Genomic DNA, 24,374 nt, shown 5'->3' on the forward strand with positions numbered 1-24,374 from the left:
TTTTCCTCGGTGGTGTGAGAGAATCATTCTCCCAGAATATAGCCTAGATTTGAATATTTTTCCTGGAACAGTCGATCTGCCAGCTTGCGAACGTTTCGAAAGAAGGAAGGATCGGTCTCGTTACCTAGGATTTCAACCCCCAGATAATCCGCAAATAAAAGGGAAAGGTCTTGTTTGAATTTTCCTGGGGAAAATGAGGCAGGTAGAGAGGTTACAAACTCATCATGAGCTCTGCCTTTTCTGTATTCGGGTTCTTCCGGTGGATGGGGTAGGAGGTCCGACACTAATGGAATTAACCTGGAATCCAGGATCAAGGTCCCATGTTGTACGATACAATTCTTCTTTCTGAACTGAGCATTCCCTGAAATTTTTTTCCATACATCCGGAGAAAGTTCCATTGCCAGGTCGGATTTTCCCTTACATTTTGTTTTGAGTCCTTGTTTGTTCAAAGCAGAAGATATCAGGCCTAAAAATATATTATAAGAGTTAGAGACAGGATACAATTCAGGTTTTGTTTCCAAGGATACAAAAAGACTGAAGTTTAAATTCCATCCCGGCTCATGAACAACTGTCCCGCCGCCGCTCGCTCGTCTGGCTAGATACACAGGATCTTTTTGGGAGGGTTTTTTAGGCCTTTCTCTATTTTGGAATTCTGTCAGGAAATTTTCTATGTTTTCCTTTCCTGCGCTTAATTCCGGTTTTTCAGAGAGACCCATTATAATGGACCTGGGTCCTTCCCAAAATCGAACCCCACCAGAATATCCTCCGGATACTAGTTGGACTGCTAGCGCTTCTTCCAAAGCTAGATTATAATAAGGTGTCCTAATGGATTTTTGGTCTAGAATAAAAGTTCGCACTTCGAGACCAAGGTCTATCAGACTATAGTTTTCGTCCATGGGTTTTACTACGGACTGTGGTCTTTAATTGATCCATTTGAACAACAGTCTTGATCTTCTTCTTTAATTTCTTACTCCGGGAATATTTCAGAACACCTTGTGTAAATAAAAATGAACCGTGTTCCAATTGAATTATGAAAATATAATATTAAAGTGCACTTTAAGTATAGTTGAACTTCGGTCACTGTTAAACGAATTTTGATAAAATGGGAACATTCTTCTCTTTCGCTTTGTCTTAAGTTATAGAGCATTATGAAAAATGAATATAATTTATTTCTTGGAGAAGCTGAACCTTCTTTCTTTACCTTCGAAGGCCAAGGGAGTTTTTAATCGGTTTTCCGTTTTTGTTTTGGGTATGTCTCTTTTTCTTGGAGTATGCGTTCAGCATCAGGATATCCAATCTAAAGAAACTGGATTGTACAAACCAAGCTTTGCCCTTTTTGGGGACAGTATCTCCGCCTTTTGGCCTGTAGAGGAGCAGTTCCCTGAATTTGAAACGTATAAGAAGGCGTATCCGGGTAGAAGGACTAGTGAGATCCAAGAGGCTGCAAGAACCGAAACAAGAAGATATAGATCCTGTATGTTAAATGGCGGCGTAAATGATTTTCTGAATAATTTTGAACCCACTTGGGACGAAGTCGACGCCACTGTTGAACGTCAGCTTAAGACCTTGGAGATATTAAACAACCATTGTGACTATATCATCGTCTTGAATGTGTGGTCTGTAGAACTTCCTTGGCCAGTAAAGGTTGCGTCTATGATCAATTTAGAAATGAAGGAGAAGGTCACCTTCTTGCCTAGAATCGATCCAGAAGATCTGATCCATAGTGAGATGTTATTAGACGGCGGTCACTTGACTGAGGAGGGATACGGAATTCTTTCTCAAAGAGTAAGGGAGTATTTAAGAGTGACCTTGCCTGAGTTCTGGTTGGAGTTCTTATGAAATATAGGTTCATGTTTCTTCTGGTATTCTTTAGTCCTGTTGCTGAAATTTTAGCTTCTGATAAGGCCGTGATCCCTTATCCCGCATGGGGGCAATCGGTCGGACTATATAATATTTTTGTAATTAGTGCAGGTGCAAAAGAATATAGGAACTCAACGGACTATGATAGAAGCCGCAATATTACATTAGATGGAGAATTGAAATTAGGGGATCATTTTTCTGTTTCTGCGGGTTACGGATACGTAGACCAATATGCTACTCAGGCTACTCCTTGGAGTGGATGGGATAGGTGGAAAGCGGGGCTAAAAACATTTTATACTTTCGGAATATTTTCGATAGGAGGGGGTGTAAACGTTTACGGACCTTCTGCATCTGAACCTTGGATTGGAGAAAGAAATCCAGATTTACTTTTGGTTCGACCTCATTTAGGTTTTGTTTTAGACTTTGGTAGAACAAAGTTTCAAGCATTCGGTTTATATGAAAGAGAAACTGATTTCAGATTAAGGGATCCTATCCAAGAAAAATATTATCGATATATGGAAGCGGGTGCGACTTTATCTTATGAAACAAATTCGAATTGGATACTTCTCCTGGAAACTACCTATCGTATGGCGGTAGAGGATACGATTGCAACTCCCCGTTCTGATTCATTTAATCTTCATCCAGGAGTTCAGTATAAGATAGGAGATGGAGGGAGAGTTTTCTTTAGCGGTTTGTATGGAATGAGAAAGGATAATACCTACGATCAGGGCTTTAAGATGGGGTATCAGCAGATGTTTTCATTTGAGTAGGCCGATCAAAATTAATCTTCTGCTCTATAATACTTACTGGAAGCTTCTTTCAGGAATTTTTTCTCTTTTTTGTTAAGAGAATTCATTCCTTCTTTCGAAATTTTTTCTAAGAGACGATCCACTTCTTCTTTTGCCTCTTCTCTTGTTTTCATCTCTTCTTGCCAGCGGACCATTTTTCTTTTTTGTCTCCATCTGGAAAAAGAGAAGCTTGGGAATTTAATACCGAATCTATATTTTAGTTTAGTATAATATAAGAAGTACAGCCCGCCTGCAGCAAAGCCGCCTAGTCCATTCGCGATAGGAGTTCCTGCCTGTAATCCGAAAAATACTAAAACTGCTAGGATGATAATTGCTAGATACTTTGCTTTGATCGGAAGTATTCCCCAAAACAACAGCTCTCTATTCGGCCAGATCAATGCGTAAGCCGTAATTAGCCCGTATAGGACTGCGGAAATTCCGAGTACTGTCCCTTGCTGGAATCCGAACAGAGACGCTAAAACCGTAGCAACCCCGCCTCCGAAGATACAGAACATAAAATAACGTAAAAAGTTCCTGGTTCCCCAATGGGACTCTAACGCAGACCCAAACATCCAAAATGCAAACATTTCGAATAAGAATCCGATCAGCATATTAGGGGAATGGAAGAAGCTATAAGTCAGTAATTGCCAGCCGAAAAACTTTTCTAGGACTAGGCCAGGAGTTAGCCCGAATAGTCCAAGGATTGCCAAAAGAATAGTAGGGGCCACCAAGCTTAGGATAAATTCTATCCCAAAAATCGCTATATTTAAGATTAAAAGTTTACGAACGAGGGGAGAGGTTGAGACACCGAATCCGCTAGAGAAAGACGCCATTGCCTCCCTAGTTTTCTTTTTTCCTTTCGAACGACAACCTAAATCCGGATTTTGTTTCCTTTGACAGTTTGGGCGAAGTATAGTAAATGTTCCTAAGATGGAAATCTTCTTGTACGGAGTCCGGGGCTCCATTCCTGCCCCCTTATCAAACGCGGAATACAGGGAGAAAGTAATTTCCATTTTGAGACTTGTCGCCAAGTCAGAGGGAAAAGCTTTCTCTTCTCCCGAAGAATGGTTTGATCAGTTACCTGAACCTCTAAATTATGTGGTCGGTGGAAATACTACCTGCGTTCGGATCATCGGTTCTTCTGGTGTGGAACTGGTTGTAGATTTGGGAACAGGCGCAAGAGTCCTAGGAGAGGACTTAGTCCGAGAAAAATTCGGGCAAGGAAAGGGAGAAGCCTCCGTATTTTTCACTCATACCCACTGGGATCATATACATGGGATCCCGTTTTTCAAACCTATGTATATTCCTGGAAATAAGTTCACCTTCTATTCTCCCCTGGAAGATCTTCCGGAAAGATTAAAATACCAACAAGAACCTAGATTTTTCCCAATCCATTTTGATCATTTCGGTTCTGAAAGAAATTTCCGCAGGCTCCAAAAGGGAGAAGTCCTGGAAATCGGTGGTGTTAAAATTGAATGGCTGGCTCTCAAACATCCGGGAGGCTCCATCGCTTACAAATTTACCGAAAATGGAAAAAGTTTTATTTTTGCCACCGATGCTGAATACAACGGAGAGGATTTTCCATTGATCCAGGAGCAAAAACCTTTCTTTAAAGGTGCGGATCTTTTGGTTTTGGACGCTCAATACACTCTGGACGAATCCTTCCAAAAATTCGACTGGGGCCATACTGCTTACACAATGGCGGTCAATTGTGCATCTTCCTGGGAGGTCAAAAAACTGGCTTTGACCCACCATGAACCCGCCTATTCTGACGAAATTTTAGCCATCATCTTGGATGACGCCAGAACCCATGCTGAAAATCTTGGAGCTAAGGACCTATCCATTGTACTGGCTAGAGAAGGAATGAAATTCAAACTCGTATGAATCTATTTAGCGAAGGAATTCACAGAGCTACAAAAACACTTTTGGTCTTAGCCTTACTGGGCGGTCTGTTTTTCGGATACATCATCGCAGAAGTAGACGAGGGGGGAGAACTTGCAATCTTGGCTTCTTACCAGCCAACTACCCCGACTCGTCTGTATGATATCAATGGTGTGGTGTATGCAGAGTTATATCGTCATAAACAGCAACTTCTAAAATACCAAGATATTCCTCCTCATGTAGTCCAAGCATTCCTTTCGGTAGAGGATAATAACTTTTTCAATCACTTCGGGATAGATTTCTCCGCAATCCTTCGCGCGGCGGCTGTCAATGTGATCTCTGGTAGGATCAAGCAGGGTGGATCCACTCTTACTCAACAGCTAGCTAAAACGGTTTTGAATAACAGGAAAAAATCCTTTATTCGTAAATTCGTGGAAGCACTGTTTACTCTTCAGATAGAACAAGAATATTCTAAAGAAGAAATATTAGAAATTTATTTTAACTTAATATATTTAGGTCATGGAACTACCGGTCTTGCGTCCGCAGCGGATGTTTATTTCCATAAGGATGTTTCGGACTTAGATGTGGCAGAAGCTGCACTTCTTGCAAGACTTCCTAAGGCTCCTGTAGATTATTCTCCTTATAAAAATCCTGCGGCTTCTAAAAGAGCTCACTTGGAAGTTCTAAAACTTATGGCTTCCCAGGGATTTGTTCCATCAGATAAGGTCCAGACCATTCATGATGAATTCTGGGAAAAATACTGGCCGATCGTAATTACTCAATCTCCTTCTCAATCTACATGGGGAACCAAGCTGAACAGAGCTCCCCATTTTACTGAATTCGTAAGACAGAGATTATTAAAGGAATTGGGAGAAGATAGGATCTATAGTGGTGGTCTCAAAATTTATACCACTCTGGATATTCGTAAGCAAGAGATCGCTCAGGATGAACTTCGTAAGGCTCTCAAAAAGCATGACGACCTGGTTTCTGGTGTTACTGTAAATTATGCGGGCGGTGCAGATCGAGGACTTGTTGGTCTTTATAATTTTATCGGTTCCTTATTCCCAGTGGCTCCTCCTTTCGTAAGCCGTTTAGACGATAAGGCAAATTTCAGAGTTGCACTCGAAAAAGAACTGATCGATTCCGCAGATGTGCTCAGTTTACTTCTTCCTGCGGATAATGAGTCCGCTGCATTTACAGAATTCCAGAAAAGAACTGCTGTCTTCGGCAAAAACCTTCACGTAGAAGGCGCTGCTATCACAATAGATCATACTAACGGTTATATAGAAACAATGGTCGGAGGTTATGAATTCACTCCTAAAAACCAATTCAACAGAGCGGTCCAGGCGAGAAGGCAGACTGGATCTTCTTTCAAACCATTTGTGTATGGTGCCGCAATCGCGGAACGTATCGTAGGTTCCGGAACTGGGATCATGGATGCGCCTTTGACCACTTTGACGGAAGAAGGAGAAGGTTGGTCCCCTCAGGATTTTGACGGGGACTTCCAAGGTATGGTTCCTCTTTCCAGAGCGCTTTCCATGTCCTTGAACATTGTTTCTGTGCAGGTATTCTTGAGAACTGGTGCGGATGCGGTTATAGATTTTGCTTCTCGCTTAACAAAGGCTGATAAGAGTAGATTTATGCCAAGCCCTGCGCTTGCACTCGGGATTGCTGAACTTTCTCCGTATGAAATGGCGGTCGGATATTCTATCATTGCGAATAAGGGAAGAAATGTGATCCCACTTTCTGTTCGATATGTGATCGATCAGTCAGGAAACGTAATTTATAATGAAGAGCTAAAAGTCAGGGAAGAATTAGACAAAGAAGCAGAAGATGGTTCCATTCAGATCATCAGCGAAGGAACCGCATATATTCTTCGTAAAATGTTGACCATGGTTGCCATGGGAGGGACTGCCGCAAACGGACTCCATTCTCCTGACCAAGGAAATTACAGAGGGGTCGCTGCAGGAAAAACAGGATCCACTTCTTCTTTTACAAATGCTTGGTACTGCGGATTCGATCCTAAATTGACGACTGTTATTTGGCTTGGATTTGATAAGAGTTCTATTTCACTCGGAAGAGGCCAGGCGGCCGGGGTTCTTGCAGTTCCTATTTGGGGAAAAATGTATCGTCGTTTCTATAACGGTGAAAATTATCCGACTTTCGAGAATGAGCATGGTCTGGATCCACAGCCTGAAGAAGTGCAAGGTGGAGGAACCTGTGCGTATAATGGATTGTCTCCTAAACCAGGAGTATGTCCTGTTACCCAGAACTTGACCTTAAAGCCAATTACTGTAGCAGGCGTGACAAAAGCTGTCCAGGCAAACCGCCAATGCGACGGAGATCGGGACCATCATAAGTCAATAGATTTCAGAGAATTCCTCCAATTGGAATACCAGATCAGCGACGAAGAGATCGGAAAAACAGACCGTAAGTTTAAACCGCAAGCAGACTAAAAATTTCCAGTCGCTTGCGCGAAAATTAGTCCAAAACACCGTTTTGACAAGAACGACTTTACAGAATATTTCCGCTTTCCGAAAGTGAAATGGAGGCGGTCCCGGAATGGGACGTATACACCGACCTCCGTAGGATCAAGATGTCGATAGAGATCAAGGTTCCCGAAATGGGTGAATCCATTACGGAAGCAACAATAGCAAACTGGGTAAAAAAAGAAGGCGAACGAGTAGAACAGGACGAGGTCCTGGTGGAATTGGAAACCGACAAGGTGACCATGGAGGTACCAGCCCCCTCGGCGGGAGTTCTCCAAAAAATTAACAAGAAACCGGGGGAGACGGTCAAGATCAAAGAAGTGATCGGAATCATTGACCCTTCTGCCTCTGCAAAAAGCACTCCTACTCCAAGCACTCCTTCCTCAACAAATACAGCACCAACTAACACGACTAACGCAGCGCAGAACGATACACTTCCTCCTGCAGTTCGCAAATTGATAGATGATAATGGATTAAATCCTGCTTCTATCTCTGGCTCCGGCAAGAACGGACAGATCACAAAAGAAGACGTGTTAAACGCAATTGCAAATAAACAGTCAGCACCTGCGGCCGCAGTTTCTGCGGCGCCGGCAGCGGCTAAGTCTGCTCCTTCTCCTGAAATTCCTAAAGCGGTTCCGGCTGCTTCTCGTAGTAATCTTCCAAGAGAAAATGTAGTACCTATGACTAAACTTCGCCAGACGATCGCAAATCGTTTGGTTGCGGCTCAACATAACGCAGCGCTTCTCACTACTTTTAACGAAGTGGATATGGGAGCCGTGATGGATCTCCGAGCTAAGTATAAGGACAAGTTCAAAGACGCTCACAATATCAATTTAGGATTTATGAGCTTCTTCACTAAGGCAGTGATCGGAGCCTTAAAATTTGTTCCTGCAATCAACGCTGAAATTCGCGGTACGGATCTAGTTTATAAAAACTATTTTGATATCGGTGTGGCTGTTGGAGGTCCAAAAGGTCTAGTAGTTCCGATTGTTCGTGACGCTGATCTTTTAAGTTTCGCTCAAGTAGAATCTGAAATCGCTCGCCTCGCAAATAAGGTGAAAGATGGAAAAATTGATCTTTCCGATATGGAAGGTGGAACATTCACCATCTCCAATGGAGGGATCTACGGATCCATGATGTCCACTCCTATCCTAAACCCACCTCAAAGTGGAATTTTAGGACTCCATAATATTGTGAAACGTGCAGTAGTAGTAAACGATCAGATTGTGATACGACCTATGATGTATGTTGCTCTTTCTTATGACCATAGGGTTGTAGATGGAAAAGAAGCGGTAACCTTCCTCGTAAAAGTAAAAGAAGCGATCGAAGATCCGACCCGCCTTCTTTTAGAAGTCTAAGGAATAGAAGGAATCATGGCGGAACAATACGACGTATTAGTAATCGGATCTGGACCCGGAGGTTATGTGGGCGCGATCCGATCGGCTCAACTCGGGCTCAAAACCGGGATCATCGAAAAAAGAAAAACCCTGGGAGGAACCTGCTTGAACGTAGGTTGTATTCCTTCCAAGGCACTTTTAGATTCTTCTGAAGAATATCATAAAGTTTTGCATAAGACTGATGTCCATGGGATCGGGGTTGGCAAAGTCACTCTGGACCTAAACAAACTCATGGAGCGAAAGAACACGATCGTTAAGGAAGTCACAGACGGTGTAGACTACTTAATGAAAAAGAACAAGATCACTCGTTATGAGGGTTTTGGTAAATTGCTTGGTGGTGGTCAGGTAGAAGTTGCTTTGGCTGACGGCAAAAAGGAAGTTCTAACTGCAAAACATATCGTTCTGGCGACAGGTTCTGTTCCAATCGATATTCCAAGCCTGCCCGTTGACGGAAAAACGATTATCACTTCCGACCATGCAATCGATCTAAGAACAGTTCCTAAAAAACTGGTCGTGATCGGTGCAGGAGTTATCGGCTTGGAGTTAGGTTCCGTATGGGGAAGACTCGGAGCAGAAGTAACTGTGGTGGAACTCCTACCAGGGCTTCTGCCTACAGTTGACAGATCTTTTGGCAGCTTATTGCAGAGAAGTTTAGAGTCCCAAGGTTTTAATTTCTTATTCGAACATAAGGTATTAGGAGCGACTGCTTCTAAATCAGGTGCTAAGGTAAAGATTGCTGCACCTGACGGAAAAGAATCAGAATTAGATGCAGACGTTGTGCTTGTTGCGGTTGGACGTAAACCATTCATTGATGGGATCGGATTAGAAGCAGCTGGGGTCCAGTTAACAGAAAGAAAAAGAATCAAAGTAGATTCTCATTTCCAAACTAGTGCAGCTGGTATCTACGCGATCGGTGATGTGATAGACGGTCCTATGCTTGCTCATAAGGCAGAAGAAGAAGGTGTTGCACTTGCTGAATTACTAGCAGGTCAATCCGGACATGTGAATTACGCGGCGGTTCCAAGCATTATCTATACCTGGCCTGAAATGGCTTGGGTTGGAAAAGGTGAAGAAGAACTTAAAGCTGCGGGTGTAGAATACAAAGTTGGTAAGTCATTATTCAAGCCGAATGCAAGAGCTAAGGCTATGAACGAAGCGGAAGGCCAAGTCAAAATTTTAGCAGATAAAAAAACGGATAAGGTATTGGGAGCGTTTGTATTCGGGCCTAGAGCTTCGGATATGATCGCAGAACTTGCGGTTGCAGTAGAGTTCGGTGCTTCTTCGGAAGATATAGCACGTTCCTTCCACGCGCATCCTACATTGTCCGAAGTCGTAAAAGAGGCCGCAATGGCCGTAGACAAGTGGGCGATTCACGCTTAGGGAGATCCGATCATGAAAATCGAACAATTGATGGCATTATACGGAGAGAACGGAGCATTACTCGAAGAACTTTACGAAAAGTTTAAGAAGGATCCGAACTCTCTGGACAAAGAATGGTCTCTGTTCTTTCAAGAAGTAGAGACTAACGGTGTATATTCTAATGGATCCAACGGAAATGGAAATGGCAACGGGAAATCAGCTGTTTCCACTTCCTTCACAGATGCTCAGGCAGGATCCATCAGAGAGATGGGGATTATCAACCTGTTAAACGCTTATCGTAGACAGGGACACTTAGCAGCAAAATTAGATCCTCTTGGAATTTCTCAACCGAATCGTAAATTTATCGAATCTAAATTAGGAAATTTAACTCCTGCGGATTTAGACACTGTAGTCGACACACAGAATCCTTCTCTGGGTCGTGCAAAACTGAAAGATGTTGTGGCTTGGTTTGAAAAAGCATATTGCAGCACTGTAGGTTACGAGCAATATTATCTTGTAAACGACGAAGAAAGAGAATGGCTCCAGCATCAGATCGAGTCTGCTGAATATCATGCACCTCTTCCTAAAAGTATTCGTCTGAGATTGTTCGAAAAATTATTCCAAGCGGATCATTTGGAAACATTCTTAGCTAAAAAATACGTAGGTAAAAAACGTTTCTCTCTCGAAGGGGGAGAAAGTATGATCCCTATGTTAGATACCATCATAGAAGAAGCAGGACGTTTCAAAATGGACGGACTAGTGATCGGTATGGCTCACAGGGGACGTTTGAACGTTCTCGTGAACGTGATCGAAAAACCTGCTTCATTAGTATTCGCTGAATTCGAAGAGAAGGCTGACGCAAGCGCTCAAAATTACGCGGACGTTAAGTATCACTTAGGATATTCTAATAGCAAAATGACCTCGAGTGGAAAGGAAGTAAAACTTTCTCTCGCATTCAACCCAAGTCACTTGGAAGCAGTGAACCCTGTGGTTACAGGTTCTGTTCGCGCTCGCCAAGAGCAATATGGGGATGAGGATCGTTCTAAATTTATGCCGATCACAATCCATGGTGACGCTGCATTTGCAGGACAGGGTGTTGTCGCAGAAACAATCAACCTAATGAACCTGGACGGTTATACTACTGGTGGAACTTTCCATATTGTGATCAATAACCAGATAGGATTCACCACTTTACCGAATGAATCCAGATCCACTTTGTACGCAACTGATCTTGCAAAAGGTTATCAAATCCCAATCGTTCACGTAAATGGGGATGATCCAGAAGCAGTCTACCGAGTAACCAAACTCGGAATGGAATACCGCCAAAAATTCAAAAAAGACTTTATTATAGATCTGATTTGTTACCGCAGATTGGGTCATAACGAAACAGACGAACCTGCATTCACTCAGCCTAAGATGTATTCCATCATCAAAAGTCATCTTCCAACCGCTCAGCTATATGAGAAAAAGTTGATAAATGACGGGGACATCACTGGTGAAGAGTTAGACTTCATTAAGAACGGTTCTGCTCAAGGTTTAGAGGATTCTTTCCAAAGAGCAAAAGAACAAGATATCAAGATGAAAGTGGATACCATGCAAGGTGTTTGGGCGAAATATTCCAAAGAACCTTTGGATAGTGGTACTGCTACTTCTCTACTTGCGGAACAAATTGATCGTATCGTAAAAGCGATTACTACAGTTCCTGAAGGTTTTACTCCGAACCCTAAATTAGTAAAACTACTGCAAAGCCGTAAGGAAATGGCAGAAGGCAAAGCTTCTTTAGATTACGGAATGGCGGAAGCTCTTTCTTTCGGTTCGATTTTGGAAAATGGATTTAGAGTTCGTCTTTCCGGTCAGGACAGCCAGCGTGGAACATTCTCTCATAGACATGCAGTTCTTGTGGATATCAACTCGGGAGCTAAATACGTAGGTCTAAATCATATTTCCGAAAAACAAGCCAGGGCAGAGGTTGTTAACTCTTCCTTATCTGAGTTTTCAGTGTTAGGTTTTGAATACGGTTATTCTCTTTCTGATCCAAGTGCACTCGTACTTTGGGAAGCTCAGTTCGGTGACTTTGCAAACAATACCCAAGTGATCTTTGACCAATTCCTTTCCAGCTCGGAAGTGAAATGGCAAAGGATGTCCGGCCTTGTGATTCTTCTTCCTCATGGATACGAAGGACAAGGACCTGAGCATAGTTCTGGTAGGATAGAAAGATTCCTACAACTATGTGCGGACAATAATATGCAGGTGGCAAATTGTACAAATGCTGCTCAGTATTTCCATTTGCTTCGTAGGCAGATACTGCGTAATTTCCGCAAACCTCTGATTATCTTCACTCCTAAATCCTTGTTACGTTTCCCTGGAGCACTTTCTCCGATAGACGATCTATTAAAAGGAGCGTTTAGAGAAGTTCTTCCGGATCAACCTGAGATCAAAGCGGATAAAGTAGAGAAGGTAGTGTTCAGCTTTGGAAAAGTATATTATGATCTTCTAAAATATAGAGAAGAGAATAAAGTGCAAAATACTGCGCTTATCCGAGTAGAACAGGTTTATCCTTTCCCTGCGAAAGAGATCCAAGAAGTCCTTAAAACTTACAAAAACGCTAAAACTTTTGTTTGGTGCCAAGAAGAGCCTAAAAATCAAGGAGCTTGGACATTTGTAAGAGATAGATTCGAAGATCTTCTTCCTAATGGAACAAAACTCAAATATGCCGGAAGAAAAGAATCTGCAAGCCCTGCTGCAGGACATATGAAAGTTCATACAAAAGAGCAGGAACAACTGGTTTCAGACGCTTACACTGTCTGAAACTTGAGTGTCGAATAACGTGGGAGAACCCGTCCTATTAGCATTAGTCTTTGCGGACCGGGTTATCTCGGAAGACAATGGGAAAAAGGGTATAATAGGGACTTTTACAAAGTTCTTTACCGGACAATTTCCCGTAGTCTTTCCTCCTTGGGGAATATATGTATGTGTCACAAATCTTTCCCCAGGAGATCATGAGTTTTCTCTAGAATTAGAACATGCAGATTCTGGTGAAAAAGTAATAGGAGTCGGAGGAAATATCCGCGTAAATAACGGCTCCGAACCAGTTGAAATTGGTATCCCTATCCCCCATGCCGTTTTTCCAAAAGAAGGACGTTATATTCTACTTTTTAAAGTAGGAAAGGAAATCGTGGGAAGTCGCCCTCTCTGGGTAGATAAATTAAATCCTCCTGTTTAACCCTCCTTTTGGAGAATCCAAATACTTTGGGAATTCCTTCGTTTTCTTGTACGAATAGATAATAATTTTTTTCCAATATTCATCTTTTGAAATAGGCTTGCCTTGGGACTTTTTTCCAAGTATTCTACCTGTCTCTAATATACGAATTTATTATATATTATGACGACGCCTGCGGAAAAAGACATCACATTCGAAAAGGCTTTGAAGGATGCAAAGCTGATCGAGGCCAGATTTAAAGGCCTTCTAGAATCTTTACCTGATTCTATCGTTATGGTAAACGATTCAGGAAGTATAGTATTCGTAAATGAACAGGCTCTTAGAATGTTTGATTATACATTAAAGGAGCTATTGGGGCAGCCTATAGAGATTCTTCTTCCTGATAGATTCAGGAAAAACCATATTTCACATCGTAATCATTATTTCACAATGCCAAGAACAAGATCAATGGGCGTTGGTTCGGAACTTTTTGGTAGGAAATCCAATGGAACCGAATTCCCGGTAGAGATTAGTTTAAGTCCTTACCGAACAGAAGAAACAACATTGGTATTGAGCGCCATCCGTGACATTAGAGAAAGGATTAAAGCGGAAGCTAAGTTCAGAGGACTTCTTGAGTCCGCTCCTGACGCAGTCGTGATCGTAAATCGGGACGGAAATATAGTCCTAATCAATTCCCAAGCAGAAAAATTATTCGGATACCCTAGGGAAGAATTGCTGTATAAGCCGGTGGAAGTTCTGGTACCGGAAAGATTCAGGTCCAATCATACCGGCAATAGGATCGGTTTTTTCAAGGATCCAAAAGTTCGAGGAATGGGAAGCGGGCTAGAACTATATGGACTTAAGAAAAACGGATTAGAATTCCCTGTAGAGATAAGTTTAAGTCCTTTAGAAACGGAAGAAGGTATGCTGGTTTCTAGTTCTATTCGTGATATCACTGAAAGAAAACAACAAGAGGAATTCAGAAGAGCTGCATTAGAAGAACAGAATGAAAGAATGAAGGAAACTGCCAGATTAAAAAGCGAATTCCTGGCGAACATGTCACATGAGCTAAGAACTCCTTTGAATGGAATTATAGGTTTCTCCGAATTACTTTCCGACGAAAGGCCAGGACCATTAAATGGAAAACAAAAAGAATACTTAACAGATATTTTAAATAGCGCGAATCATCTTTTGAAATTGATCAATGATGTCCTGGATCTCGCAAAAGTAGAATCAGGAAAGATGGAATTATTTCTGGAAACATTCTCCTTATCCAACGCAATCAAAGAAGTTTCATCCATTATTCGCCCTTTATTAAGAAAGAAGAAGATCAACTTTTTAGTAAAAGTAGAGGACTCTGTGGACTCAGTGACATGGGATCCCCAAAAAATTAAACAGATACTATACAATCTTTTATCCAATGCCGTAAAATTCAGCAATGAAACTGGCAATATTAAAGTGAATATGGAGGCAGAAGGCAAAGATTTTATCCGAATGAAATTCGAAGACGAGGGGATCGGAATAGATGAAAAGGACATTACGCGGATTTTTGAGGAATTTCAACAAATAGATAGCGGCGCAAATCGGCAATTCCAGGGAACGGGGTTAGGTCTTGCTCTAACAAAAAGGATAGTGGAATTAATGAACGGAACTATAAAAGTAGAAAGTGTGTTGGGCAAAGGATCAATTTTCACTATAATACTTCCTAGGAATATTTTGAACGGAAAATAATATGCCTCCTAAGGTTTTGGTAGTAGATGATAATATCGTAAATCTCAAATTGATTTGCGAATTATTGGAATTAGATGAGTATGAAGTTTTAAAAGCAGGGAATGCAGAAGAGGCACTTCAGATCATTGATAATTTTCCTTTGGATCTGATCCTCATGGACATAGAATTACCTGGAATAGATGGACTTACGCTTACTAGACAGTTAAAGGAAAGAGAGGATACGAAAAATATACCAATCATAGCCGTCACCGCTTTTGCAATGAAGGGAGATGCTCAAAAAGCTTACAGCGTAGGTTGCGATGGCTATATTACAAAACCAATCGATACTAGAAAATTTACCGATCAAATTAACGGTTTTATCAAGGGATTAAACCCATGATCCAAAAGAATTTTTTCGTCCCCTATCAATATAGAGTCTTTTATCTGACTCAAATTTTATGCTGATTCTAGTCGTAGACGACAGTTACCAAAACCGGAAATTAATTTCAGCTCAGCTGGAAAATGGATCTAGGCAAATCTATACAGCTTCTAACGGCATCGAGGCCTTAGAGATTTTAGAGAATACTGAAGTAGATCTGATTATTTCTGATATCCTAATGCCTCAAATGGATGGATACCAATTCTGTTCCCAGGTAAGACAGAATGAGAAATTCAAACATATTCCTATTATAATATATACTGCTACTTATACTTCTGACTCAGATGAAAAACTTTCTTTCGATCTTGGTGCGGACGCATTTTTGAAAAAGCCAGCGGGCATTAAAATTCTGGAGGAAACTGTCGCTAAGTTGATCGGTCAACCTAGAGCTGAGCGTAACATCAAAAAATTGGTGATGGATTCCGGACCACTTCGACAGTACAATCATAGATTAGTAGAGAAGTTAGAGGAGAAAAATTTCGAACTTCTAAAAAGAAGTGAAGAGTTAGGTTATGAAATAGAAGAAAGAATTAGGGCTGAAAGGTTAAATAGAGAAGGCGAAAAGCTATTCAGAGAACTTACAGATGCGATCCATGAAGTGTTTTGGATGACCAGTCTTTCTAAAAATGAGATCGTTTATATCAGTCAGGGGTACGAACAAATTTGGGGAAGAACTAGGCAAAGTCTTTTGGAAAATCCAATCTCTTGGATTGAATCTATCCATCCGGATGATAGGGATAGAGTGATGGATAGTGCTAGAACAAGGCAGGTGGCAGGAGAATATAGAGAAGAATACAGGATCGTTCGTCCTGACGGGGAGATCAGATGGATCCGGGATAAAGCATTTCCTGTTAAAAATGAAAAAGGGGATACAATCAGAGTTGCTGGGATTGCCGAAGATATCACAGAATTTAAACTGAAAGAAACTCAATTAAAAGATGCTGAGAAAAAGAGAGTAGAACTGGAGCAACAGCTGATTCAAGCCCAAAAACTGGAAAGTTTGGGAACGTTAGCGAGTGGGATTGCTCACGATTTTAATAATATACTTTCTATCATCATGGGGCATACCTCAGTAATAGAAAGTAATCGAAATAATCCTGAAAAGTTTTCACAACATATTTCCGCATTACATATAGCTACTCAGAGAGGAGCCTCCTTGGTTAGGCAACTTCTTACTTTTGCCAGAAAGGCAGAGTTTAATCTGGAGCTTACTCAATTAAACGATATCATATTAGAGATCAGTAAATTAATTTCTCAAACTTTCCCTAAAAATATCAGGCTTTTCACATATTTCCAAGAAAATCTTCCTATGGTCCAGGTGGATGCAAACCAAATCCATCAAGTTTTATTAAATCTATGTGTGAATGCTCGAGATGCCATGCAAGATGGTGGGGTTTTGACAATAGAGACAACTCTAACTGCTTCTGAAAATATAAAGATGGGATATTCCAAGAGCTTCGCAGAAAAATATGTAATACTTCGGATCTCTGACTCAGGCAGTGGGATGAGTGAAAAAACCAGACAAAGAATTTTTGAACCGTTCTTTACTACTAAGGATATTGGAAAAGGGACGGGTCTTGGGCTTGCATTGGCATATAGTGTAATCGATAATCACAAAGGTTGGATCGAAGTAGATTCTGAATTGGGCAAAGGCACTACTTTCTTTGTTTACTTACCTGTGCCTAACGAAAAGCCGAAAGTTACAATACAACCTAATCATTCTGAATCGGAATCTTTGGGGGGCAATGAAGGTATACTTGTAATCGAAGATGAAGAGCTTCTCCGAAACATGTTGGCAGATCTGTTAAGTTCTAAAGGATATAAAGTGCATTTGGCTATAGATGGAGAAGATGGTGTAGAAAAATTCCTGCTTCGACATTCTGAAATCCAATTGGTGCTTACTGATTCAGGCCTACCTAAGTTTGGAGGAGGAGAAGTAATCAAGAGGATCAGAGCCATTCATAGTTCTGTCAAAATCCTTCTTGCAAGTGGGTTTATGGATCCCGAATTAAAACTTTCCTTAAAAGATTTTGGTGTGAGTTATTTTATCCAAAAGCCTTATTTGGGCACTGAGATACTTTCCTGCATTCGTTCGGCTTTGGATCAAAAGTAAAGTTTATCTAGCTCTGTTGGGTGCTTTTCCTAATAGGAATATCTCACTTAATTTTATCTTATATAAGAAATAAAATATTGATCCGTGTAGCGATCGCTACAGTGTTGGTTTTAATTTAAGTGAAAAAGAGAAACGAAAATGAGCCATGCACGTCTTTTGCCGGTCCTAACCTGGAGGCTTGAGCTATTTACCCATACTGTTCCTGTACCCTTTGCTGTATATTTTTCTGCGGTTACGGGTTCTTTGTATTCTTTAGAAGAATATCTATCCATGGGAGTGGCTGCTACGATAGCCGCTACAGCAATGCTTTTAGGTGCCTTCTATCTTAGGTATATAAGATTAAAAAAAGCATCTTATTTAGAAGATAGAAGTTCTATCGATCCAAACCTTCTTTCTTCTGCAAAATCCATTTATATTACTCAGCCTATCTATGAGTCATTCGTTATTGTAGGCCGTTGGTTTTTCGGAGTGCTTCTTGCTCATCTAATCGTTTATTTGATCGTGGGGTACAGACCTAATCTGATCGCAACTATTCCTGCGCTGTATTTGGGGATCATTCCTATTTCGTTTATTAGTTATTTGTTTATTACTGAATACTCTGTTCGGCCCGCTTTGAGTAGGAATAAGTTCAGAGAAGTTGAGGCTAAGACCAGATTATTTTTTCCTTATTCCAAACGATTGCTCGTAGTAGTTATGGCAATGATCTCTATGCCATTCAGTCTTTTAGGTTACATGTTATATGCAACTGTGGATGGACGTATTCGTCTGGAAAATCCTCTTCTGCACTTAGCAATCATGGCACTCTTATTTTCCGTTCCTTTGATATTTACTGCTTGGATAGTTACTGAGGCGATACGATCCAGACTATCTTCCGTAACAGGATTTTTAGAAGAAGTAGGAGAAGGTAATTTTGGTCTTAAAATCTCTCCTTCTTCCTTGGATGAGTTCGGTAAACAAGAACAAAGAATTGGTAAAGTTGTAGAAAGATTAAGAGGTCTTTATGAAGAGATTCAATCCTTGAATGAAGGTTTGGAATCCAAGGTAGAAGAAAGGACCAAACAGTTAAAGGAAACTGCAGATGAGCTTGGAAAAAGTCTGGATGAGATCCATAAACTGAAACTCAGTCAGGACGGAGATTATTTTCTAACTTCTCTTCTTACAGAACCTCTTCATTCCATTCAGTTGCAGGATTCTGAATATTCTTTTCGGTCTTTGACTGTTCAGAAGAAAAAATTTAATTATAAACAGAAAGAAAGGCAGATTGGTGGAGACATTTCTCTGGCACATTCTATTCGTCTAAGAGGTAAACCATATATCGCATTTGTGAACGCGGACGCTATGGGTAAATCCTTACAAGGTGCAGTGGGGGCTATCATCTTGGGTTCTATTTCCAGATCCATGATTGAAAGAACTCCGGCTTTATACCGAAATGTTTGGCCTGAGAGGTGGTTAAAGAACTGGTTTATAGAATTACAAAAAGTTTTCGAAGCGTTCGACGGTTCGTTAATGGCGTCCGGTTTTTTAGGATTATTGGATGAGTCCAGAGGGGTTCTATATTATATAAATTGCGAGCATCCTTCTCCTGTTTTGTATCGAGATGAGACTACTATGTTCTTGGAGCCTAAGGAGAAATATTTTAAAATAGGGCATTCCGGTATTGGGCGTAATGTTCATATTGAGGTATTTCAATTAAGATCTGGAGACGTTTTATTCTCCGGATCGGATGGAAGAGATGATCTTTTGATTAAATCTGAGATTGATCCAGATGATTCCAGGTTTTTAGAAATTGTAGGAAGAGCAAAAGGAGATCTGGACCTTACTTATGAATTGATCTTGCAAGAAGGAGAGATAACAGACGATCTTTCTCTTCTTCGGATAGAAGCGCCTAAGAAAAGTTTAACATCTTCTGAAATTTTACTCAAAGAGTCGGATCCTGAAAAGAAGAATGGAAACCAAAAGACAGTTTCTCTTCAGGAATGTAGAAGGCTTGCATTAGAATATTCTTCCGGTAAAAAATATGCAAAGGCGGGAGAGCTTGGCCTGAAGTATGTGCAGAGACGTCCTACGGATACGGAATTTCTTTTTACTGTAAGTAAACTTCTTCGCAAGTCCGGTAAGATTGTATTGTCTATCGACTTAGGAGAAAGATATCGGATGAGAAATCCTGTAGATTCGGATAATCTTCTGCATCTTGCAGAAATGTATGCATCTAAAAGTAGATTGGAAAGATCCTTCCAGCTTTTAGCAGAAGCAACCGCTATTTCTCCAGAACATCCGAGAGCTAAAAAACTTTCAGAATTTTTAATAGAGAAAACGGCTCAAATTTCAGAGTCCAGTGAGGACAGAAGAATATTGAGATGAGATAATATCTTGACTTTAAATTTTTAGTGCTTAATTTGTCGGGGTTATTAATTGGAAGTTTGGGATTATGCAATATATAAAACGGTCTCTGCTTATATTCTTATTTTTGAGTATTCTGAGCGGATGTGATGTTGTTCCTTTTAACATGTTCAAACCTGTGAGTCCGCCGGATTACTGTTTAGGCTCAAAGCTTACAGTTTATGTTCTCTGTGCAAATAAACCTACTGGCATGACTCCAGCTGACGAAGAGCATTATTATGCGTTTTGTTTAGGTGGATTGAAAAATATGGATGATGTTTGTAATAAAGGAAAAGAGCCATAATTAGGATCTTGAGGCAATATTATTTTAATTTCAGCTTACGGATCTCTTCTCCTATAGAGATGGTTTTATATTCTATCCTTTCTTCTTTGTGATAGAGTAAAGCCTCGATTGAATTTGTCTTAGGGAAATATTTTTGTATCTCTGAAAGTTTGATCCGGATGGTATTTGATTGTAGGATTTGATTTACGAATTCCGTATTTTCAGCTCGTAAGATGAGTTGTAGTTCCTTCGGATCAAAGTCTCGAATCTTTTCGGATTTTATAATATTCTCCGAAAGTGTTACTTCTTCTTTTTTTCTGGAAATGGTTCGAAATGGGATTGTAGTCCATTCGAAAAGAGCTCCTATATCAGCAAACATTCCGAGTATGTATCTGTTCCAGGGTTTGTCATCATTGTCCAGTTGTCTGTATCCGTCTGTCTTCTTATAATCGTAATGTACGATCTTAGTTTCTAAGGTTTTCTTTTTTTCTAACGTTTCTTGGAAGGAAGCACCTTCTATTTTTAATACCAATTCGAAGTTTTGGAATTCGTAGTCAATTTTCCCTTTCTTGGAAAGTATCCCTTCTTCTTTTTTATCTAATAAACGAGAATCGATGGTTTCTTGTTTGTATGGAAAGACTGTAAAACAGTTTAGAAAAGTTATCAATATGGCAATGTAACTTTTTGAGTAAAGAAGGCGTAGATTAAATGAGCTCAAGTGGATATGTTATTTGGAGAGTTCTATGGAATGTTAAAACGATCTTTTATTGCGAAATTGAAATTTATATGAGTATTGTCGACCGCAATATAATCTCCTTCTTTTCTTATATGATAAGGATCCCTTTCTGAAACAATTTGCCAATCCTCATTAACTTTCCTATATTTACCATTTTTCGGAAATTTCGCATTTAGATCAGAGTTTTTTATTCTCCCTTTTGTTAAGACAATGCAAAGATTATTTGGTAATGTTCTTACTACCAATCCGAGATGACCATCTCTATCGGATTGATACGGATATATTAAACCATCTTCGAAATTGTACTTCACGTAATCTCCGACAGATATCGTGCTTAATCGTCTGAGGATTAGAATCCTTTGAGATTCGTTTGAATCAAATTCAGTTAAAAATTTTCTTTGATTATCGCCTTCTACTATGCCAACAATTCCCTCTAATGAATCGGTTAGAGATTTAATGTTATTTTCATAAATTTTCCCAATCTCTTTTTTAATCCAATTTTCTCTTTTTCGTTGAACGAATGCTATCCATTTGCCGAAAACTGCATCAAAAATTGGCCAAATGCTTCCTATGAGGATCGATATTAAGAAGATTCCTATTATAGAAGAAATACTGAAGTTTTTTCCAATTTCTTCAATTATTGTTTCATTGCCTTTAGGGATATATTGATCATTTAGATAAAGGAAGAGTTTTAGAATATCTCCAGTATGAACATATACGGAAATAATTATAAACCAAGAAAGAACAGGATGTTGAAATCGTTCACTAAATGGTTTTAATAAATTTTTAAATATTTCATCTTTCACGTTTGGAGTAATTGGGTCTTCCATTTTTATAAAATGCTCAAATGTTTTCTGATTAGTCAATGAACATAGAATTGATATTTTGATTTTTAGGTTATTCGTTATTTGAGTTAATAGCCGAAAGATCTAAACCTATTCACTGAAATAAAGGTACCATTCCATAAGCGGACTCGAATGCATCTGCTTGTTCTTCGCAGGCCCAAAGTTCCAGGCTTTTATCATAATTCTGATTTGTAGTTAAGGTAAAGATTGCCTGATTTTTTCGAACCTGGCATTTAACTGTTTCGATCAGTCCTTGTCTGTTCCGATTGCATGCACTTGCGATCCTTAAAATTGCGGAAAGTTTTTCGACTGTTTCCTGTTCTCTTGGGCCGACCCTTTGAAATTCCCTATGTTTAGATTTAGGAGCGCTTTTACGATGGTATCTAGCTGTGAGTGCGATTATCTCTATTTCTCCCCAAGTAAAACCAAGCATTGCTTCCGAGTTTCGGATCAGATAATAACTATGTTTATGATAGGCAGAATGTGAAATAAATAGTCCCACTTCATGGAGCAAAGAAGAAGCTTCTAAATATTCTCTTTCTTCTTTTCCTAAACGATGTATGGACTGAAGTTGATCGAATATGTCCAGAGACAGTTTGGCCACATGCCGGGCGTATTCTTGGTCCCTTGTGTAAGAAACTAGAAGATTTAGGATAGATTTTTGGCGGATATCGTCCAGATGTCTGGAATGTTCCAAGTCCTGGAAATGTTCCCATTTTCGGATAGTATCATAGATAATTCCTTCTCTAAGGGCGAACTCAGATACGGTCATATTCGGAAGATCCAATAATTGGAATAATTCATCTAAGATGAGCATTCCACCTACGATGATATCGGAACGTTTGGAATCGAAGCCGGGTATCTTGCTTCTCTTTTTGGAAGTGTCCGCCTCTAGGATCATATTCCTAGCTTTTTTGAATTCAGCGGATTGGAATGTATAATGGTTGAGTGGCCTTTCTTCTAGATCCCCCTCGAATGCGCGGATAATGCCTGCAGTGGCCTGGACTGTTCCGGATGAACCGATGATCATTTCCGGTTTCAGATCTCGGATGATTTTTCTAAAAGGAAGAATGATCTCTTCCACATAGAGTTTACATTTTCGTATCTGAGAAGAATCCAAGGTCTCTGATTTTAGGAATTTTTCGGTGAGTCGGATTGCTCCCAATTTGAAACTTTTGGAGAATAGAATGTCTCCTCTATAACCCACTAAAACTTCGGTGCTTCCTCCGCCTATATCCACAAGTAGTACTTTTTTATCGAATACTGGAAGTCCTTGTAGGACGCCGAAATAGATGAGTCGGGCTTCTTCGTATCCGCTGATCACATCGATTTTAATGCCTGCTTCTTTTAAGGCGGCTGCCTGGAATTCTGCACGATTGGAAGCTTCTCTCATTGCAGATGTGGCGACTGCTCTGATCTCTGCCTTTGAGTTATCCGCAAGCATCTTAAAACGCTTCAAACACTCGATTGCACGCCTAAATGCGGGAGGATCGATCTCTCCTCCTTCTTCCAAACCGCTTCCGAGACGAACGTTCTCCTTCTCTCTGGCGATAGCTTCAAAGGTCCCGTTTTCACGGACCCGGACGATAATCATGTGAAAGGAGTTTGTGCCTAGATCGATGGCAGCTAGGGTGTTTTCCCGGACCATAAGTTCCCCAATATTATGGAGGTAGCGATGGGTTCCAATTTGTTTTTCGTTTTTTTTGTTTTGGAATTGCCGGTAAGGATCGGGCAGGAAATATTGAATTGGATCGCGCCCGTAAAATCCTAGAGATTTTCGCGGATGTTGCAGATAATAAATAAGATCAACCAGCCTTCTGGCAGCAAAGGATAGAAATGATATTCGATAAGCTATACGGATTATTTTCCAACGATATGGGAATCGACCTCGGAACCGCAAACACTCTCGTCCATGTAAAAGGGCAAGGTATCGTTCTTTCCGAGCCTTCCGTAGTAGCGGTCCACGCAGCTACGGGCAAAGTGCTCGCAGTAGGCCAGGAAGCTAAGAGAATGTTGGGACGTACTCCCGGCGAGATCGTAGCTATTCGCCCTATGAAAGACGGGGTGATCGCGGACTTCGAAACAGTCGAAAAAATGATCCGCTACTTCATTGCAAAAGTTCATAATAGAACTACTTTCGTAAAACCAAGGATCGTGATTGGAGTTCCTTCCGGTATCACTGAGGTGGAAAGACGTGCGGTTCGTGAATCCGCAGAACAAGCAGGTGCACGTGAGATCTTCCTGATCGATGAGGCATTGGCTGCTGCGATCGGTGCAAATATTCCGATCAACGAACCTGCAGGTAACATGATCGTGGATATCGGTGGTGGAACTACTGAGATCGCTGTGATCTCTCTTGGTGGTATGGTGATCGCTGAGTCCATCAGAACCGGTGGTGACGAATTCGACGATGCAATCATCAAATATTTAAGAAACCAATACAACCTGGTTGTTGGGGAAAGAACCGCAGAAGATATCAAACTTACTATCGGTAACGCTTACCCTGAGAAAAAAACCGAGACCATGGAAGTAAAAGGTAGAGATGCAATTTCCGGATTACCTCGTACTCTTGAATTAGAATCCAACGAGATCCGTAAGGCTCTTAAAGAACCAACCGACGAAATTTTAGACGGAATCAAAAGAGTTCTGGAAAGAACTCCTCCTGAACTTGCTTCGGATATCGTAGAAAGAGGGATCGTTCTCACTGGAGGAGGATGTCTTCTTCGCGGATTAGAAACTTATCTTTCTAAAGAAACCGGTGTGCCTGTGTTCAGAGCGGAAAACCCTCTGACTTGTGTGGTACTTGGAACCGGAAAATTCTTGGACGAAGTTAAGTATCTGAAACCAGGGATCCGTTAATTCGGATCTCGGTCTCCGGTTGATGCTCAGCGTCCGA

19 protein-coding genes are annotated in these 24,374 nt (G+C 40.7%); 14 read left to right on the forward strand and 5 right to left on the reverse strand.

Features of this window, described 5'->3' with window-relative positions; all coding sequences use genetic code 11:
- Nucleotides 1–23: 23 nt before the first annotated feature.
- Complete coding sequence (locus B1C82_RS15920; RefSeq protein ID WP_086448641.1) at nucleotides 24–857, reverse strand: lipoate--protein ligase family protein; 834 nt, start codon at nucleotides 855–857, stop codon at nucleotides 24–26.
- A 298-nt stretch (nucleotides 858–1,155) separates the two neighbouring features.
- On the opposite strand from B1C82_RS15920, the gene B1C82_RS15925 reads away from it, so the two are divergent.
- Together B1C82_RS15925 and B1C82_RS15930 are read left to right on the forward strand one after the other, a co-directional pair.
- Nucleotides 1,156–1,839 (forward strand): SGNH/GDSL hydrolase family protein, encoded by a 684-nt coding sequence (locus B1C82_RS15925; RefSeq protein ID WP_086448463.1) that lies wholly within the window; start codon nucleotides 1,156–1,158, stop codon nucleotides 1,837–1,839.
- The gene (locus B1C82_RS15930; RefSeq protein WP_086448464.1) at nucleotides 1,836–2,630 is read left to right on the forward strand and encodes a hypothetical protein; all 795 of its coding nucleotides are present in this window, start codon (nucleotides 1,836–1,838) and stop codon (nucleotides 2,628–2,630) included. The genes B1C82_RS15925 and B1C82_RS15930 overlap by 4 nt, the downstream gene beginning before the upstream one ends.
- Before the next feature lie 11 nt (nucleotides 2,631–2,641).
- On the opposite strand, the gene B1C82_RS15935 is transcribed toward B1C82_RS15930, so the two are convergent.
- Nucleotides 2,642–3,481 (reverse strand): rhomboid family intramembrane serine protease, encoded by an 840-nt coding sequence (locus B1C82_RS15935; RefSeq protein WP_086448465.1) that lies wholly within the window; start codon nucleotides 3,479–3,481, stop codon nucleotides 2,642–2,644.
- Nucleotides 3,482–3,578: 97 nt separating this feature from the next.
- Between B1C82_RS15935 and B1C82_RS15940 the strand changes: the two genes are divergently transcribed.
- The 11 genes from B1C82_RS15940 to B1C82_RS15990 all read left to right on the forward strand — a co-directional run bounded on the left by B1C82_RS15940 (nucleotide 3,579) and on the right by B1C82_RS15990 (nucleotide 19,918).
- Nucleotides 3,579–4,532 carry an MBL fold metallo-hydrolase gene (locus B1C82_RS15940; protein WP_086448466.1) on the forward strand — a complete coding sequence of 318 codons (954 nt, stop codon included), beginning with the start codon at nucleotides 3,579–3,581 and terminating at the stop codon, nucleotides 4,530–4,532.
- On the forward strand, nucleotides 4,529–6,985 hold the full coding sequence (locus tag B1C82_RS15945; RefSeq protein WP_086448467.1) for a penicillin-binding protein 1A: 2,457 nt from the start codon (nucleotides 4,529–4,531) through the stop codon (nucleotides 6,983–6,985). Before B1C82_RS15940 ends, B1C82_RS15945 begins: the two co-directional genes overlap by 4 nt.
- A 140-nt stretch (nucleotides 6,986–7,125) precedes the next feature.
- A complete protein-coding gene (gene odhB, locus B1C82_RS15950; RefSeq protein ID WP_167373771.1) occupies nucleotides 7,126–8,376 on the forward strand; it encodes a 2-oxoglutarate dehydrogenase complex dihydrolipoyllysine-residue succinyltransferase in 1,251 nt (416 codons plus the stop codon).
- Nucleotides 8,377–8,391: 15 nt separating this feature from the next.
- Nucleotides 8,392–9,795 (forward strand): dihydrolipoyl dehydrogenase, encoded by a 1,404-nt coding sequence (gene lpdA, locus B1C82_RS15955; RefSeq protein ID WP_086448469.1) that lies wholly within the window; start codon nucleotides 8,392–8,394, stop codon nucleotides 9,793–9,795.
- A 12-nt stretch (nucleotides 9,796–9,807) separates the two neighbouring features.
- Nucleotides 9,808–12,582, forward strand: coding sequence for a 2-oxoglutarate dehydrogenase E1 component (locus tag B1C82_RS15960; RefSeq protein ID WP_086448470.1), 2,775 nt, complete (start codon nucleotides 9,808–9,810; stop codon nucleotides 12,580–12,582).
- A gap of 19 nt (nucleotides 12,583–12,601) precedes the next feature.
- The gene (locus B1C82_RS15965; protein ID WP_086448471.1) at nucleotides 12,602–12,997 is read left to right on the forward strand and encodes a DUF6941 family protein; all 396 of its coding nucleotides are present in this window, start codon (nucleotides 12,602–12,604) and stop codon (nucleotides 12,995–12,997) included.
- Nucleotides 12,998–13,156: 159 nt separating this feature from the next.
- A complete protein-coding gene (locus B1C82_RS15970) occupies nucleotides 13,157–14,704 on the forward strand; it encodes a PAS domain S-box protein (protein WP_086448472.1) in 1,548 nt (515 codons plus the stop codon).
- A gap of 1 nt (nucleotide 14,705) precedes the next feature.
- Entirely contained in the window at nucleotides 14,706–15,083 is a 378-nt protein-coding gene (locus tag B1C82_RS15975; protein ID WP_086448473.1) for a response regulator, read from the forward strand.
- Between the two features lie 58 nt (nucleotides 15,084–15,141).
- On the forward strand, nucleotides 15,142–17,235 hold the full coding sequence (locus B1C82_RS15980) for an ATP-binding response regulator (protein ID WP_086448474.1): 2,094 nt from the start codon (nucleotides 15,142–15,144) through the stop codon (nucleotides 17,233–17,235).
- Between the two features lie 138 nt (nucleotides 17,236–17,373).
- A complete protein-coding gene (locus B1C82_RS15985; protein WP_086448475.1) occupies nucleotides 17,374–19,596 on the forward strand; it encodes a SpoIIE family protein phosphatase in 2,223 nt (740 codons plus the stop codon).
- A gap of 67 nt (nucleotides 19,597–19,663) precedes the next feature.
- Nucleotides 19,664–19,918, forward strand: coding sequence for a hypothetical protein (locus B1C82_RS15990; protein WP_086448476.1), 255 nt, complete (start codon nucleotides 19,664–19,666; stop codon nucleotides 19,916–19,918).
- A gap of 19 nt (nucleotides 19,919–19,937) precedes the next feature.
- Here the strand turns inward: B1C82_RS15990 and B1C82_RS15995 are convergent, their stop codons facing one another.
- From B1C82_RS15995 to B1C82_RS16005, 3 genes are all read right to left on the reverse strand, one after another.
- Nucleotides 19,938–20,564, reverse strand: coding sequence for a hypothetical protein (locus B1C82_RS15995; protein ID WP_234008404.1), 627 nt, complete (start codon nucleotides 20,562–20,564; stop codon nucleotides 19,938–19,940).
- Nucleotides 20,565–20,638: 74 nt separating this feature from the next.
- A complete protein-coding gene (locus B1C82_RS16000; RefSeq protein ID WP_086448477.1) occupies nucleotides 20,639–21,463 on the reverse strand; it encodes a hypothetical protein in 825 nt (274 codons plus the stop codon).
- A 109-nt stretch (nucleotides 21,464–21,572) separates the two neighbouring features.
- Entirely contained in the window at nucleotides 21,573–23,126 is a 1,554-nt protein-coding gene (locus B1C82_RS16005; RefSeq protein ID WP_086448478.1) for a Ppx/GppA phosphatase family protein, read from the reverse strand.
- A gap of 188 nt (nucleotides 23,127–23,314) precedes the next feature.
- Here B1C82_RS16005 and B1C82_RS16010 point away from each other — a divergent pair, with 188 nt between their 5' ends.
- Complete coding sequence (locus B1C82_RS16010; protein ID WP_008595388.1) at nucleotides 23,315–24,337, forward strand: rod shape-determining protein; 1,023 nt, start codon at nucleotides 23,315–23,317, stop codon at nucleotides 24,335–24,337.
- Nucleotides 24,338–24,374 lie beyond the last annotated feature (37 nt).

It is taken from the genome of Leptospira venezuelensis (genome assembly GCF_002150035.1).
GTDB classification, from domain to species: Bacteria; Spirochaetota; Leptospiria; order Leptospirales; family Leptospiraceae; genus Leptospira_B; species Leptospira_B venezuelensis.

Coding starts and splice junctions, on each gene's coding strand:
- B1C82_RS15960 (WP_086448470.1), top strand. CDS start 9,808: ATGAAAATCGAACAATTGATGGCATTATACGGAGAGAACGGAGCATTA.
- B1C82_RS15975 (WP_086448473.1), top strand. CDS start 14,706: ATGCCTCCTAAGGTTTTGGTAGTAGATGATAATATCGTAAATCTCAAA.
- B1C82_RS15945 (WP_086448467.1), top strand. CDS start 4,529: ATGAATCTATTTAGCGAAGGAATTCACAGAGCTACAAAAACACTTTTG.
- B1C82_RS15935 (WP_086448465.1), bottom strand. CDS start 3,481: ATGGCGTCTTTCTCTAGCGGATTCGGTGTCTCAACCTCTCCCCTCGTT.
- B1C82_RS15970 (WP_086448472.1), top strand. CDS start 13,157: ATGACGACGCCTGCGGAAAAAGACATCACATTCGAAAAGGCTTTGAAG.
- B1C82_RS15930 (WP_086448464.1), top strand. CDS start 1,836: ATGAAATATAGGTTCATGTTTCTTCTGGTATTCTTTAGTCCTGTTGCT.
- B1C82_RS16010 (WP_008595388.1), top strand. CDS start 23,315: ATGATATTCGATAAGCTATACGGATTATTTTCCAACGATATGGGAATC.
- B1C82_RS15925 (WP_086448463.1), top strand. CDS start 1,156: ATGAATATAATTTATTTCTTGGAGAAGCTGAACCTTCTTTCTTTACCT.
- B1C82_RS15940 (WP_086448466.1), top strand. CDS start 3,579: ATGGAAATCTTCTTGTACGGAGTCCGGGGCTCCATTCCTGCCCCCTTA.
- B1C82_RS15980 (WP_086448474.1), top strand. CDS start 15,142: ATGCTGATTCTAGTCGTAGACGACAGTTACCAAAACCGGAAATTAATT.
- odhB (WP_167373771.1), top strand. CDS start 7,126: ATGTCGATAGAGATCAAGGTTCCCGAAATGGGTGAATCCATTACGGAA.
- B1C82_RS16000 (WP_086448477.1), bottom strand. CDS start 21,463: ATGGAAGACCCAATTACTCCAAACGTGAAAGATGAAATATTTAAAAAT.
- B1C82_RS16005 (WP_086448478.1), bottom strand. CDS start 23,126: ATGGTCCGGGAAAACACCCTAGCTGCCATCGATCTAGGCACAAACTCC.
- lpdA (WP_086448469.1), top strand. CDS start 8,392: ATGGCGGAACAATACGACGTATTAGTAATCGGATCTGGACCCGGAGGT.
- B1C82_RS15990 (WP_086448476.1), top strand. CDS start 19,664: ATGCAATATATAAAACGGTCTCTGCTTATATTCTTATTTTTGAGTATT.
- B1C82_RS15985 (WP_086448475.1), top strand. CDS start 17,374: ATGAGCCATGCACGTCTTTTGCCGGTCCTAACCTGGAGGCTTGAGCTA.